The sequence below is a fragment of the Streptococcus loxodontisalivarius genome (assembly GCF_016908645.1).
Taxonomy (GTDB): domain Bacteria; phylum Bacillota; class Bacilli; order Lactobacillales; family Streptococcaceae; genus Streptococcus; species Streptococcus loxodontisalivarius.
The window spans coordinates 1-13,794 of sequence record NZ_JAFBEH010000029.1 but is presented as its reverse complement, the minus strand read 5'-3'; the positions used below and the strand labels follow the sequence as shown (position 1 = coordinate 13,794).

At 40.6% G+C, this 13,794-nt stretch carries 13 protein-coding genes; 9 read left to right on the top strand and 4 right to left on the bottom strand.

What is annotated here, in order from left to right; all coding sequences use genetic code 11:
- Window positions 1–10: 10 nt before the first annotated feature.
- Together JOC28_RS07050 and JOC28_RS07045 are read right to left on the bottom strand one after the other, a co-directional pair.
- Window positions 11–1,270 (bottom strand): hydroxymethylglutaryl-CoA reductase, degradative, encoded by a 1,260-nt coding sequence (locus JOC28_RS07050; protein ID WP_205009992.1) that lies wholly within the window; start codon window positions 1,268–1,270, stop codon window positions 11–13.
- Window positions 1,270–2,439 carry a hydroxymethylglutaryl-CoA synthase gene (locus JOC28_RS07045; protein WP_205009991.1) on the bottom strand — a complete coding sequence of 390 codons (1,170 nt, stop codon included), beginning with the start codon at window positions 2,437–2,439 and terminating at the stop codon, window positions 1,270–1,272. The genes JOC28_RS07050 and JOC28_RS07045 overlap by 1 nt, the downstream gene beginning before the upstream one ends.
- A gap of 343 nt (window positions 2,440–2,782) precedes the next feature.
- Here JOC28_RS07045 and JOC28_RS07040 point away from each other — a divergent pair, with 343 nt between their 5' ends.
- From JOC28_RS07040 to yihA, 5 genes are all read left to right on the top strand, one after another.
- Window positions 2,783–3,622, top strand: a complete 840-nt coding sequence (locus JOC28_RS07040; RefSeq protein ID WP_205009990.1) for a thymidylate synthase — start codon at window positions 2,783–2,785, stop codon at window positions 3,620–3,622.
- A 195-nt stretch (window positions 3,623–3,817) separates the two neighbouring features.
- Window positions 3,818–4,330, top strand: coding sequence for a dihydrofolate reductase (locus tag JOC28_RS07035; protein ID WP_205009989.1), 513 nt, complete (start codon window positions 3,818–3,820; stop codon window positions 4,328–4,330).
- Window positions 4,331–4,340: 10 nt separating this feature from the next.
- On the top strand, window positions 4,341–4,511 hold the full coding sequence (locus JOC28_RS07030) for a hypothetical protein (protein ID WP_205009988.1): 171 nt from the start codon (window positions 4,341–4,343) through the stop codon (window positions 4,509–4,511).
- Window positions 4,512–4,544: 33 nt separating this feature from the next.
- Window positions 4,545–5,771 (top strand): ATP-dependent Clp protease ATP-binding subunit ClpX, encoded by a 1,227-nt coding sequence (clpX, locus tag JOC28_RS07025; RefSeq protein ID WP_239548910.1) that lies wholly within the window; start codon window positions 4,545–4,547, stop codon window positions 5,769–5,771.
- Window positions 5,772–5,779: 8 nt separating this feature from the next.
- Complete coding sequence (gene yihA / locus JOC28_RS07020) at window positions 5,780–6,379, top strand: ribosome biogenesis GTP-binding protein YihA/YsxC (RefSeq protein ID WP_205009987.1); 600 nt, start codon at window positions 5,780–5,782, stop codon at window positions 6,377–6,379.
- Between the two features lie 52 nt (window positions 6,380–6,431).
- Here the strand turns inward: yihA and JOC28_RS07015 are convergent, their stop codons facing one another.
- Window positions 6,432–6,980, bottom strand: coding sequence for a TetR/AcrR family transcriptional regulator (locus tag JOC28_RS07015; protein WP_205009986.1), 549 nt, complete (start codon window positions 6,978–6,980; stop codon window positions 6,432–6,434).
- Window positions 6,981–7,071: 91 nt separating this feature from the next.
- Here JOC28_RS07015 and JOC28_RS07010 point away from each other — a divergent pair, with 91 nt between their 5' ends.
- The 4 genes from JOC28_RS07010 to mmuM all read left to right on the top strand — a co-directional run bounded on the left by JOC28_RS07010 (window position 7,072) and on the right by mmuM (window position 11,039).
- The gene (locus JOC28_RS07010) at window positions 7,072–7,722 is read left to right on the top strand and encodes an HXXEE domain-containing protein (RefSeq protein ID WP_205009985.1); all 651 of its coding nucleotides are present in this window, start codon (window positions 7,072–7,074) and stop codon (window positions 7,720–7,722) included.
- An 11-nt stretch (window positions 7,723–7,733) separates the two neighbouring features.
- Window positions 7,734–8,384 (top strand): HXXEE domain-containing protein, encoded by a 651-nt coding sequence (locus JOC28_RS07005; protein WP_205009984.1) that lies wholly within the window; start codon window positions 7,734–7,736, stop codon window positions 8,382–8,384.
- A 308-nt stretch (window positions 8,385–8,692) separates the two neighbouring features.
- The gene (locus JOC28_RS07000; RefSeq protein WP_205009983.1) at window positions 8,693–10,069 is read left to right on the top strand and encodes an amino acid permease; all 1,377 of its coding nucleotides are present in this window, start codon (window positions 8,693–8,695) and stop codon (window positions 10,067–10,069) included.
- A 4-nt stretch (window positions 10,070–10,073) separates the two neighbouring features.
- On the top strand, window positions 10,074–11,039 hold the full coding sequence (mmuM, locus tag JOC28_RS06995) for a homocysteine S-methyltransferase (protein WP_205009982.1): 966 nt from the start codon (window positions 10,074–10,076) through the stop codon (window positions 11,037–11,039).
- Window positions 11,040–11,214: 175 nt separating this feature from the next.
- Here mmuM and JOC28_RS06990 read toward each other — a convergent pair whose 3' ends face one another.
- The gene (locus JOC28_RS06990; RefSeq protein ID WP_205009981.1) at window positions 11,215–13,311 is read right to left on the bottom strand and encodes an ATP-dependent Clp protease ATP-binding subunit; all 2,097 of its coding nucleotides are present in this window, start codon (window positions 13,309–13,311) and stop codon (window positions 11,215–11,217) included.
- Window positions 13,312–13,794: the final 483 nt, after the last annotated feature.

Here is a 13,794-nt window from a genome sequence, read left to right as displayed (position 1 = left end):
AGGCTTTTACTTATAGTTTTTTTAGTAACTTTTCTGCTGTTTCAAGATTCATGTGTTTTTCTTTGAGAAGTTGGCTGACCAGACTAGCAACTTGATCCTCCTTTGCACCAGCCAGCAGGGCTAGCGACTTGGCTTGGAGTTTCATGTGTCCAGCTTGAATACCTGTTGACGTCAGAGCTTTTAGAGCAGCAAAATTCTGAGCTAGCCCAAGCGCAGCGATGAGGCCAGCAAGTTCTTTAGCAGAGGGATTTCCAAGCAAATCGTGAGCCACCTGTACAGTCGGATTAAGTCCAATCGAGCCGCCTTTTGTTGCGATAGGCAGTGGAAGGGTGATTTCCCCTTTGATCTGCTGACTCTCTTTATCATAGGTCCAAGTACTCAGCCCTCGATATTGATCATCTCGACTAGCATAGGCGTGAGCGCCAGCCTCAATCGCTCGCCAGTCATTCCCCGTCGCCAGCACCAAGGCATCAACCCCGTTGAAAATTCCCTTATTGTGAGTTGCAGCACGATAGGGATCGACTTGAGCGAGTTGACTAGCCATTTCCATTTTCTTGGCAAATAGCTGAGCTTCTTCCTTATTGCGTGAAAGATAGCGAAGGTCAACTGCAGCAGTAGCAGTCACCAGACTCTCTGTTGCATAATTTGATAGGATTGCCATGAGTGACTGTCCACCAGAAAGCTCTTCTAGATTAGGAACCAAGGTCTCCATCATGGTATTGACCATGTTAGCACCCATGGCTTCTTGAGTATCAACACTGAGGTAGACAATCAGAAAATCGCTCTTTTCCTCAAACCAGAGGTCACGGCTACCGCCTCCTCTTTTGAGAATGGAAGGGTGGGCTTGATTGGCTAGGTCTAATAAATCAGCTTTTTGATTTAAGATTGCTTGACTTGCAGTAGCCTTATCAGCGACATCAAAAAGAGCCACCTGTCCAATCATCAAGCGATTGTGAATTTCTGTCTTAAAACCGCCAGAGCGTTTAATCAATTTAGCCGCATAAGAAGCCGCAGCAACAACCGACGGTTCCTCAGTAACCATAGGTAGCTGATAATCCTTGCCGTTGACCTGAAAATCAGGTGCTAGGGCAAAGGGTAGTGAGAGGGTTGAGAGGACATTTTCTGCCATTTGATTTGCAGTGGCGAGTTCAAGTCCTTTAGAATTGAGAATTTCCTTGTCCTCATGTGACAAAAGAGCATTTGATGTCAAATGCTCTAATCGTTCATGAGGAGTCTTTTTAGAAAATCCTGTCCAAGAAAGTTTGGTCATTAGTCTTTTCCTTTATAAAGTCGTTTGTGTCCTTGGATAGCTTCTAAGTAGAAAGCACCAGTCTTATAGTCTGCAAATGTAGCATTTCCATCTTGATCAAGATGGGCTTCTTCATAGAAGAGTTGCTCATACTGGTCTACTGAGATGACCTGACGGTTCTCCAAGTCCTTTTTACGGTCATTGCGCAGCATTTTTTCAAAACCTTTAACTAAGTTGACGCTGAAAATCTCGCAAACGGCACCAGAACCATAAGAGAAGAGACCAATCTTGTCTCCAGCCTTGAGGGTTTGACTGTTTTCAAGGAGAGAAAGCAAACCTAGATAGAGGGAACCAGTATAGATGTTTCCGACCTGACGGCTGTAAGTAATGGACTGGTCAAAATTGTCTTTGAGGCGTGTTTTGACGCTGTCATCCAAGGACTTGTCCATGATTTTATTGAGACCTTTGAGGGCAAGTTTTGGAAATGGCAGATGGAAGCAAAAGGCTGCAAAGTCTGACAAGTCAGTTTCTTCACGTCTTTGATACTCAGCCCAAGTTGTCTTGAGACAATCCAAATACTGCTTAGTTGAATACATGCCATCCACAAATGGTGTACTTGAGTAATTAGGACGCCAGAAATCCATGATATCACGAGTCTGAGCGACATTATCATCATTGAAGGAGAGGATACGAGGATTTGAGCTAACAAGCATGGCAATAGCACCAGATCCTTGAGTTGATTCGCCAGAGCTGTCAATGCCATATTTAGCAATATCTGAGGCAATAACCAGCACACGTGATTGAGGGTATTTCTCAATGTGAAGTTTGGCGTAGTCAAGACCAGCAGTAGCTGAATAACAAGCTTCCTTCATTTCAATTGAACGTGCAAAGGGTTGAATACCCAAAAGCTGATGAACATAAACAGAACCAGCCTTAGATTGGTCAATGCTTGATTCGGTAGCTAAAATGACCATATCAATAGTCTGGCGATCCTCGTCGTCCAAGATTGATTGGGCTGCGCTAGCGGCAAGGGTAATAATATCGTCGGTCACTGGTGTAATGCTGAGGGCATCCAACATAAGACCTTGGCTAAATTTTTCAGGATCTTGATTTCGAGCTTGGGCAAGATCCGTCATGGGTAAGACATACTGACTGGTCGCAAAACCAATCTTATCAATTCCGATTGTCATGGAAATTCCTTTCAAACTTTAATAGTAGAACCTCATTTTGTATTGATTTGTGGATAAGCAAAATGCGCTTATGACTGTGAATTCAGGGTTCTGGTACATTTTCATGAGTAATCCAAAGATGATTTTACCATAATTTAAGGATTTAGACTTGAAAAAAAGTTTTTTACTTTAAGTATCAAACTATATCTGTGACGAGTCCAGCAAATCCAAGCTCTGCCAGTTGGAATTAGTCTCTTTAGATATCTGATTCTAGTCAATTTTAAGAGAAATAACTTTTTTCTCGCATTTTTTAAGCATTTTAGATAGAATAGGTGAAGTTATTTTAGATTGAGGTAGAGAAAACATGACAAAAGCGGATGCTATTTTCAAAGAAAATATCAGAAAAATCATGACTGAGGGTGTTTGGTCTGAGCAAGCCCGACCTAAGTATAAGGATGGCAGCACAGCCAACTCTAAGTATGTGACAGGTAGTTTTGCCGAGTACGACATTTCAAAGGGTGAGTTTCCAATTACGACTCTTCGTCCTATCGCAATCAAATCAGCAATCAAGGAAGTTTTCTGGATTTATCAGGATCAGACCAATAGCCTAGATGTTCTTGAAGACAAGTACAATGTCCACTATTGGAATGAGTGGGAAGTCGGAGATAGTCGTACCATCGGTGAGCGCTACGGTGCTATCGTCAAAAAGCATGACATTATCAACAAACTCCTCAAACAACTTGCTGATAATCCCTGGAATCGTCGTAATGTGATTTCTCTCTGGGACTATGAGGCATTTGAGCGTTCGGAAGGATTGCAACCCTGCGCCTTCCAGACCATGTTTGACGTTAGACGTGTCGATGGTGATATCTATTTGGATGCGACCTTAACTCAACGTTCAAACGATATGTTGGTTGCTCATCATATCAATGCAATGCAGTATGTTGCTCTTCAAATGATGATTGCCAAACATTTTGGATGGAAGGTTGGAAAATTCTTCTATTTTATTAACAATCTTCATATTTATGACAATCAATTTGAGCAGGCAGAAGAATTGCTTAGTCGTGAGGCATCAGATTGTCAACCACGTTTGGTTCTCAATGTTCCTGATGGAACAAACTTCTTTGATATCAAACCAGAAGACTTCGAATTGCTAGACTATGATCCTGTCAAACCACAGCTTAAATTCGATTTAGCGATTTAAGAAACCTCTTGTGAGCTCACCAGATTGTTTGAGAATCATTTTCTTTTTATTCTTGCCCTCCTTAAGCGGTCGTGTCAAATAATCCAGTGTGCCACTTAAGGAGACTATCCAAAAACAAGAACTCAAATAATCTGAATAGTTCACCAAATGTTTTTCTGAGCATTTTAGCAGACTTTTTGATAAAATGTAGTCACTATGGTTCAAGAAAAAGATAAGAAAATGATTGCCATTTGGGCAGAAGATGAGTCTGGTTTGATTGGTGTCGATGGGGTTATGCCATGGCACCTGCCAAAGGAGCTCAAGCATTTTAAAGAAACAACAACAGGTCATGCGATTCTTATGGGACGTGTGACTTTTGATGGTATGAAGCGCCGCTTATTACCAAATCGTCAGACCCTTATTTTGACGAGAGATGAGTCTTACCAGGTTGAGGGAGTAGAGACTTTCGCTAGCGTTGATGCCGTCTTAGACTGGTATGACAAGCAAGACAGTAATCTTTATATTGTTGGTGGAGCAGGTGTTTATAACAGCTTTGCCCCTTATTTTGACCAGGTAATCAAGACTGTGGTTCATGAGACCTTTAAGGGTGATACCTACGCACCTGACAATGTCGATTGGTCAGCTTATGACTTAGATAGTCAAGTATTTTATGAAAAAGACGACAAGAATCCCTATGATTTTACCGTCTTTACCTACACGAAAAAGTAGAGAGGTTTCCATGCAGAGAAGTATTTTTGGAGTCTTTACAGCATTCCTATGTGTGATTTGTATCCTTTGTGCCATTCCAGCCTTTCGTAAAAATCGCTATGGCCTAGGAGCTTTCTTCCTATTGAATGCTTTTACAAATATCGTCAATACAATCCATGCCTTTTACGGCACTTTATTTTAAATCTAGTAGAATAAATTAGAACAAGAGGAAATAATGGCAAATAGAACACACGATGTTACCGTAAACTGTTCTTTCTGTGGTAAAAATCAAGATGAGGTTAAAAAAATCATTGCAGGAAACAATGTTTTCATCTGTAATGAATGTGTTGCCCTCTCACAAGAAATCATCAGAGAAGAGACAGCTGAGGAAGTTCTAGCTGACTTGGCAGAAGTTCCAAAACCAAGAGAATTACTTACGATTCTTAACAATTATGTGGTCGGACAAGACCGTGCTAAACGTGCCCTATCAGTGGCTGTTTACAATCACTACAAACGTATCAGTTTTTCAGAGAGCCGTGACGACGAAGATGTCGATCTTCAAAAATCAAACATCTTGATGATTGGTCCAACAGGTTCTGGTAAAACCTTCCTTGCACAGACTTTGGCTAAGAGTCTCAATGTTCCTTTTGCCATTGCCGATGCAACTTCATTGACTGAAGCGGGATATGTCGGTGAGGATGTTGAAAATATCCTTCTCAAGTTGATTCAGGCTGCAGATTTCAATATTGAACGTGCTGAACGTGGAATCATCTATGTTGATGAAATTGATAAAATCGCTAAAAAAGGTGAAAATGTTTCGATCACACGTGATGTTTCTGGTGAAGGTGTACAACAAGCCCTCCTCAAAATCATTGAAGGGACTGTTGCCAGCGTTCCCCCACAAGGTGGTCGTAAGCACCCTAACCAAGAAATGATTCAGATTGATACCAAGAATATTCTCTTTATTGTTGGTGGTGCCTTTGACGGAATCGAAGACATTGTTAAACAACGTATGGGTGAGAAGGTTATCGGTTTTGGTCAATCAAGTAAGAAAATTGATGACGATTCATCTTACATGCAGGAAATCATCTCAGAAGATATTCAAAAATTTGGACTTATCCCTGAATTTATCGGACGTTTGCCTGTTTTAGCTGCTCTTGAGCAATTGACAGTGGATGACCTTGTTATGATTCTGACTGAACCAAGAAATGCCTTGGTCAAACAGTATAAAGCTCTGCTATCTTACGATAATGTCGACCTTGAGTTTGACAAGGATGCACTTGAAGCAATCGCTGCTAAGGCTATTGAGCGTAAAACAGGTGCGCGTGGTCTTCGTTCAATCATCGAAGAGACCATGCTGGATGTTATGTTTGATATTCCAAGTCAGGCAGATGTTAAGAGCGTTCGTATCACTAAGGATGCAGTTGATGGTAAGGCAGAGCCTATCATCGAGACTGTTTAGGAGGACTTATGGCTGAAGAACAGGTTTTAAATACCCACAACGCCTCAATTTTGTTGAGTGCTGCTAACAAGTCACACTATCCTCAGGATGATCTCCCAGAAGTTGCCCTAGCAGGACGTTCAAATGTTGGTAAATCAAGCTTTATCAACACACTTTTGGGCCGTAAAAACCTTGCCCGTACCTCAAGTAAACCTGGTAAGACACAATTACTCAACTTCTATAATATTGACGACAAACTGCGTTTTGTCGATGTTCCTGGCTATGGCTACGCTAAGGTGTCTAAAACCGAGCGTGCCAAGTGGGGTAAGATGATTGAGGAATATCTTGTTACTCGTGATAATTTGCGAGTAGTTGTCAGTCTGGTTGACCTCAGACATGACCCATCACAAGACGATATTCAGATGTATGAATTTCTAAAATACTATGAAATTCCGGTCATCGTTGTCGCAACCAAAGCTGATAAAATTCCACGAGGTAAGTGGAACAAGCACGAATCAGCCATCAAGAAAAAATTGAACTTTGATAAAAATGATCATTTCATTGTCTTTTCATCTGTCGACCGCACAGGTCTTGATGAATCGTGGGATACTATTTTGTCTGAGTTGTAATATGATAAAAAAGAGCTTTGCAGTGGTCTAAATGGCTACTGCAAAGCTCTTTTTAGTTTTTCAAATGATTGATAATATCGAAGGAAACTTGGGTTAGTTCCTCGATACTTGTTTGGCAGTCCTGATGAATCCACTCAATTAGAACACTGAAAATACCACCAATCGCAAATCGCTGAGCATAGGTATTGGTAGATAAATCACCACGTCCTAACTCTATCAAATCAATATGTCGTAACCAGGATTGTTGAAATTGAGGGAGTAGGTCATTCTTTCTAAGAATGAGAAGAAGGGATTTATAATCAGACCAATAACTAAAAAAATTCTGGAAAACTTGGCTAAAAGTTGGTTGCTCCAATTGACCAAGTTGCTTAAAGAGATTTAATGTTAGTCTTTCGATAAAAAGGGTAAGTAGGTCATCTCGACTGTCAAAGTGTCGGTAAAAGGTTCTTCTAGCATAGCCAGATTTCTTGGCAATTTGGCTAATCTGAATTTTCTCATAGGGATATTCTTCCAAAAGTTGGCCAAAAGCTGTTAAGATATCCTCTTGTGTTTGAGTGATTTGTTTTATTCTCTTTTTATTAACTGTCACACTTTCAGTCATTTGTGCATAAAGCCTCCAAAGGTATTGATATTATAGGTTCACTTGATTATACTATATGATATCAAATGTCACAAATCTTGGAGGTCGTCTTATGAAAGCATTGATAACAAAATGGTATCTCTTGTGTCCCTACCTTGCTTCTCTTTTTGCTTTAGCATTATTTTTGGGAAATTGGGATTTACGAGTGCAGTCATTACTTATATCGGGGCTTTTTATTCAATTACACTTTTTCGAAGAATTTGGTTTCCCTGGAGGATTTCCCCTTATCGCGATGCTGGTTGAGCTTAAATCGGTTGAAACTGACACAAGTAAGTGGGACTTAAACCATCTATCAGCCTTTTTCGGGAATCAGTGGTTTGCAGTAATTGTTTATCTTTTGCCGATTTTTTGTCCCAATATACCATTTTTAACACTTGCAGTCATGATTTTTGCCTTTGCAGAACTTGCCATGCATCTTTTCTTTTTCAATCTTTCCTTGAAGAAGTGGTATAATCCAGGACTTCTTACAACCTTAATCGGTCTTGTTCCTGTTTCTGTCTATTATTTAGCTCATGATTGGAAGTTGTATTCTGGACTTGATTGGTTCTTAGCCTTGATATGGATTGTTCTTAATTACTTTATAGCCTTTCGTTCCCCAATTTATAAGCGTTTAGGTCGATATTCAAATTACGCATTTAGTGATAGTGATCTTTCACGCTCAGAGCCATTTTTAACACATTTTCGTGAAACACAGTTTAAATAGGAGGTATTATCATGTCATATTTTAGAAATTATTGGTATCGTTTTGGAGCAATTTTATTTATTATTTTAGCAGCAGCCTTGCTTATTTTTAGACCAGACTGGTCAATGCTTCACTATCTATTGTATTTTAATTTTATGGCGCTTCTAGCACATCAATTTGAAGAATATCAGTTTCCTGGTGGGGCATCACCTATCATTAACTATGTTGTTTATGATGAAGAAGAGTTGATGGATCGTTTTCCAGGCAATACTCAGTCTATTATGTTGGTTAATACTATTGCTTGGTTGCTTTACATTGCTAGTATTGCTTTTCCTCAAGCTTATTGGCTTGGATTGGGAGTCATGTTCTTTAGTTTAACGCAGCTCTTGGGTCATGGTTTTCAGATGAATAGTAAACTTAAAACTTGGTATAACCCTGGTTTAGCAACGACAGTATTTCTCCTAGTACCAATAGCTTGCGCATACATCTATCAAGCTAGTGCAGAAGGCTTGCTCACTTGGGGAGATTGGCTAGGTGGCTTTATCATGTTGATTGTCTGTGTACTAACTAGTATTATTGCACCAGTACAGCTATTGAAGGATAAAGAGACTAATTATATTATCAGTCCTTGGCAGATGGACCGCTTCCACAAGGTTGTTAATTTTGCAAGACTCAAAAAATAAATTAATTTTGTGATAGTTTTTCTTTATCACATGTGGTAGTTAAGACAAAAGACTAAAAGAAAATATAAGCTTTCGGAAAGAGACTGTTCATCAAAAACTTATATTTTTAGGGTATAATTTTGGTACGTTAGCTATAAAACGAAGAAATATCGGCGATATTTTGTAAAATATTTCAAAAAAATGCATGCGACTAGAAAATAGTTACATGCATTTTCTTTATCTATCTGTCCTTTTGTGATAGCTAATGCCTATTACCCAAGGGAGTTAGATTATGATAAGATGAAAGTATTAGATTTTTGGAGGTTGTTATGGAAAATCATCGTTATGAAGATGAAGGTAAATTCCAGCGTAAGATGACCAGTCGTCATCTCTTTATGTTATCGCTAGGTGGTGTTATTGGGACTGGGCTTTTCTTGAGTTCTGGTTACACCATTGCACAGGCTGGTCCACTTGGAGCGGTGCTGTCTTATTTGATTGGAGCGGTTGTGGTCTACTTGGTCATGCTATCACTTGGTGAGTTGGCGGTTGCCATGCCGGTGACAGGGTCATTCCACACCTATGCTACGAAGTTCATCAGCCCTGGTACAGGTTTTACAGTTGCCTGGCTATATTGGATTTGTTGGACGGTTGCTCTGGGGACTGAATTTTTAGGTGCTGCCATGCTCATGCAACGCTGGTTCCCAGATGTGCCAGCTTGGGCATTTGCTTCCTTCTTTGCCCTTGTGATTTTTGGTTTAAATGCTCTCAGCGTGCGCTTTTTTGCAGAAGCAGAGTCTTTCTTCTCAAGTATCAAGGTTATTGCTATCATTATCTTTATCATCTTGGGCTTGGGAGCTATGTTTGGTCTGGTTTCTTTTGAAGGTCAGCACAAGGCTATTCTCTTCACGCATCTGACTGCTAATGGTGCCTTTCCAAATGGTATCGTTGCAGTTGTCTCAGTCATGTTGGCTGTTAACTATGCTTTCTCAGGTACTGAGTTGATTGGTATTGCGGCTGGTGAAACGGATAATCCCAAAGAAGCTGTGCCGAGGGCTATTAAAACGACAATCGGTCGCTTGGTTGTTTTCTTTGTACTGACAATTGTCGTCCTAGCTTCGCTATTGCCAATGAAAGAGGCAGGCGTATCCACAGCACCATTCGTTGATGTCTTTGACAAGATGGGAATTCCTTTTGCGGCAGATATCATGAATTTCGTTATCTTGACAGCCATCCTGTCTGCTGGTAACTCAGGCCTCTACGCATCAAGCCGCATGCTCTGGTCTCTTGCCAATGAAGGTATGTTGTCAAAATCTGTCGTGAAAATCAATAAACACGGTGTTCCTATGCGTGCCCTTCTCTTGTCAATGGCAGGAGCAGTGCTGTCGCTCTTTTCAAGTATTTACGCTGCAGACACAGTTTATCTAGCCTTGGTTTCAATCGCAGGCTTCGCTGTTGTTGTCGTATGGCTAGCCATTCCGGTCGCACAAATCAATTTCCGCAAGGAATTCTTGAAAGAGAATCGACTAGAAGATTTGTCTTACAAAACACCTTTTACACCAGTTCTCCCTTATATCACAATCATTTTGCTTTTGATTTCGATTGTGGGAATTGCTTGGGATAGCTCACAACGTGCTGGGCTTTACTTCGGTGTTCCATTTATTATTTTCTGCTATATTTATCACAAACTACGTTACAAGAAATGGTGATCTTATGGGAAGATTTAAAGAACTTTTAGAGAGTAAAAAAGCTCTCATTCTGCACGGTGCCTTGGGGACCGAGCTTGAGAGCAGAGGTTATGATGTTTCAGGTAAACTTTGGTCAGCTAAATATCTGATTGAAGATCCAGCAGCTATTCAGACCATTCATGAAGATTATATTCGTGCTGGTGCTGATATTGTGACGACATCAACTTATCAGGCGACATTACAAGGACTTGCCCAAGTTGGTGTCTCTGAAAGTCAGGCAGAAGACTTGATTCGCTTGACTGTTCAGTTGGCAAAAGCTGCGCGTGAGCAAGTCTGGGAAAACTTGACCGAAGAAGAGAAAGCAGGACGAGTCTATCCCTTGATTTCTGGGGATGTTGGTCCCTATGCTGCCTTTTTAGCAGACGGTTCTGAGTACACAGGGCTCTACGATATTGATAAGGAAGGTCTAAAAAACTTCCATCGCCATCGCATCGAGCTTCTCTTAGATGAGGGTGTTGACCTTCTGGCACTTGAAACCATTCCAAATGCACAGGAAGCGGAGGCTCTTCTGGAGCTACTTGCCGAGGATTTCCCTCAGGTTGAGGCTTACATGTCATTCACCTCTCAAGATGGCAAGACCATTTCAGATGGTACAGCTGTTGCTGATTTGGCGAAAGCGATTGATGCTAGCCCTCAGGTTCTGGCGCTGGGCATTAACTGTTCGAGTCCATCCTTGGTTGCTGATTTCTTGCAAGCAATAGCAGAGCAGACTGACAAGCCTCTTGTGACCTATCCAAACTCTGGAGAAATTTATGATGGGGCCAGCCAATCTTGGCAATCTAGCCCAGACCATTCACACACCCTACTTGAAAATACAAGTGATTGGCAAAAACTGGGTGCCCAAGTTGTCGGAGGTTGTTGCCGAACAAGACCAGCTGACATCGCTGACCTCTCAGCACATTTGAAATATAGTGAATTGTATAAAGGTTAGGACGTCGTTAAGTCGCTTTGATGAACGCTAGTTCTATCTGCATCTCCTTGCCTAGTCCTATTCCTTTCTCAATCCACTATAAGTAAAGTGGCTTGAAGAAGATTAGAATAAGTTCCAATCTCCTTTTTCAATTCACTAGAAACCCCGCTTGGATTCTTCCAAACGGGGTTTATTTTTATCTTTCAGAGATGATGATTTGGTTATCTTGCAGGTCAGCCTTTAGATGTTTAACATCTGTATGATCAAGATAGTAGTCTGTGATACGGTCACGGACTTCTTGTTCAATGACACGTCTTAGCGGACGAACACCCATGGCCTTATCATAGCCGAGTTCAATCAAATGTTCTTTAGCAGCATCGGTCACTTCCAAATCAATGCCTTTTTTAGCAATCGTTTGGTTGACATCGTCCAGCATCAAATTCACGATATCAGTCAAATCTTCCTTGTCTAAGTGGGTAAATTCAACAACTGCATTGAAGCGGTTGAGGAATTCAGGACGGAAGAATGGGGCGATACGGTCCATGATGTCACCCTTATCTTCTTCAGAATCAAAGGTATCGTAGCCAAATCCAGCATTTGATGTTGCAATGATAACAGTATTCTTGAAGTTTACTGTATTGCCTTGACCATCTGTCAAATGACCATCATCCAAAACTTGAAGAAGGAGAGTGATAACCTGAGGATCAGCCTTTTCAATCTCATCCAAAAGAATGATGGCATATGGATTTCTGCGGACGCGTTCAGTCAGTGTATTGCTATTATCATCATAGCCCACGTAACCAGCAGTAGCACCAATCAATTTTGATACAGCAGTGCGATCACTGTATTCTGACATGTCAAGACGAATAATAGCGTTCTTAGAACCAAACATGTCGAGCGCCAGCTGTTTAGCCAACTCAGTTTTTCCGACACCAGTAGGACCGACAAAGAGGAAGCTACCGATTGGACGGTTGCCATCGTCAAAACCAGCTCGGTTACGACGAATAGCACGAGATACGGCTTCGACAGCATCGTTTTGACCGATGATTTTTGTTTTCAGGCGCTTGTTCATTTCTTTGAGTCGTTCAATATCGCTTGCGCCCATTTGAGAAACAGGGACACCAGTCAGTCTTTCCACTGATTCTGCGATATCGTTAATCGTTGCAGTAGCTTTTTGTGTTTCAGAATGGTCTCCGATTTGTTGTTCCAATTCTTGAATACGTGTTTTAGCGTTGAGTGCTGCTTCGTAATCTTCTGATTCGACAGCCTTTTCTTGTTTTGCCTTTTCGCTTTCAATCTCTGCTTCTAGAGTTTTCAGGTCTGTTACTGGATGTTGGGCAGCCAAGTGTGCTGCGGTCATATCAACCAAGTCAATAGCCTTATCTGGAAGACTTCTTTGCGGAATATATTGAATTGAATAATCCACAGCAGCTTTCAAGACATCATCAGGAAGGATGATATTGTGGTGTTGTTCATAAAGGCTACGGATTCCCTTAAGAATAGCCAGCGTATCTTCAGCAGAAGGGGCATTGACCTTAACTTCATTGAAACGACGTGCTAGCGCAGCGTTTTTCAAAATAGTATTACGATACTCGTCTTGAGTAGAAGCACCGATAAGGGTCAATTCACCACGTGAGAGGGCAGGTTTCAAGATGTCGGCCAAGCCTTTAGAGCCTGAATCGCCTCCCGTAGAACCAGCGCCAAGAATTTGATGGATTTCGTCGAAGAAGAGGATAATATTACCAGCCTCCTTGACTTCAGTGATCATATTTTGGATATTTTCTTCAAAAGAACCACGGTACTGGGTACCCGCTTCAAGTCCAGAAATATCAATAGAAATGATTTCCTTATTTTTGATTGCTGCTGGAACGTCTCCATTGACAATAGCTTGCGCGAGACCTTCGACAACAGCTGTTTTACCAACCCCGGCATCACCGACTAGAACAGGATTGTTCTTAGTACGACGAGCAAGGATTTCAGCTGTTTCTTGAATTTCTTTGTTACGACCGATTACAGGATCGAGCTGACCTTGTCTTGCTAGTTCTGTCATATTTGTACCAAGCTTAGCAAGGAAGCCGTCATTATTAAGAGTAGAAGGAGATGTCTGCTGAGCTTCTTCATTAGTAGTGAGTTTACCAGTTTGACGGTATTGCTCAAATTCTTCTGGAGTGATTTCACGGCCATTAACCAAGTAGCGACGTCTTTCACTATTGTAACCACCCATATTACCCATCAATTGATTGAAAATGTCGTCCATATTTCCAAAAGGATCATTATTATAAAAGTTTGCCATAGTTATTTACCTCGATTTAAAATGATACTATCCTACAAATGTAGTAGATAGAATAAATTATTTGAAAGTTGTACTTCATATCTATACGTTTAGCAATGTAGAGAGGTCATATTTGAAGTATTTTTTTGATTTCCTTTATCAACTTTCTGATACTATTATACGATTCAAGTGATATGGTGTCAACTATTTTTGTTCGGAAATAATAAAAAAATACGATTTTTTCTAAAAATCACTCAAAAATATGTTGAAAACTAATACTATTGGCCGATTTTGTTTTCTACCATTTGTCAAGTCTATCAATGCTTTAATCCCAAAAATAATATCAAGACAATAGCCGTTACGTGGTTATTGTCTTATTTTTATTACTGGATTGGTAAAAAAAGTGTATGCAAAAACAACACCTTATGTTGAAAAAATTTGATAAGGTGTTACAATGATAGGGCATAAGACTTTACTGACTTTTGGCTAAGTTATAGTCGTAAA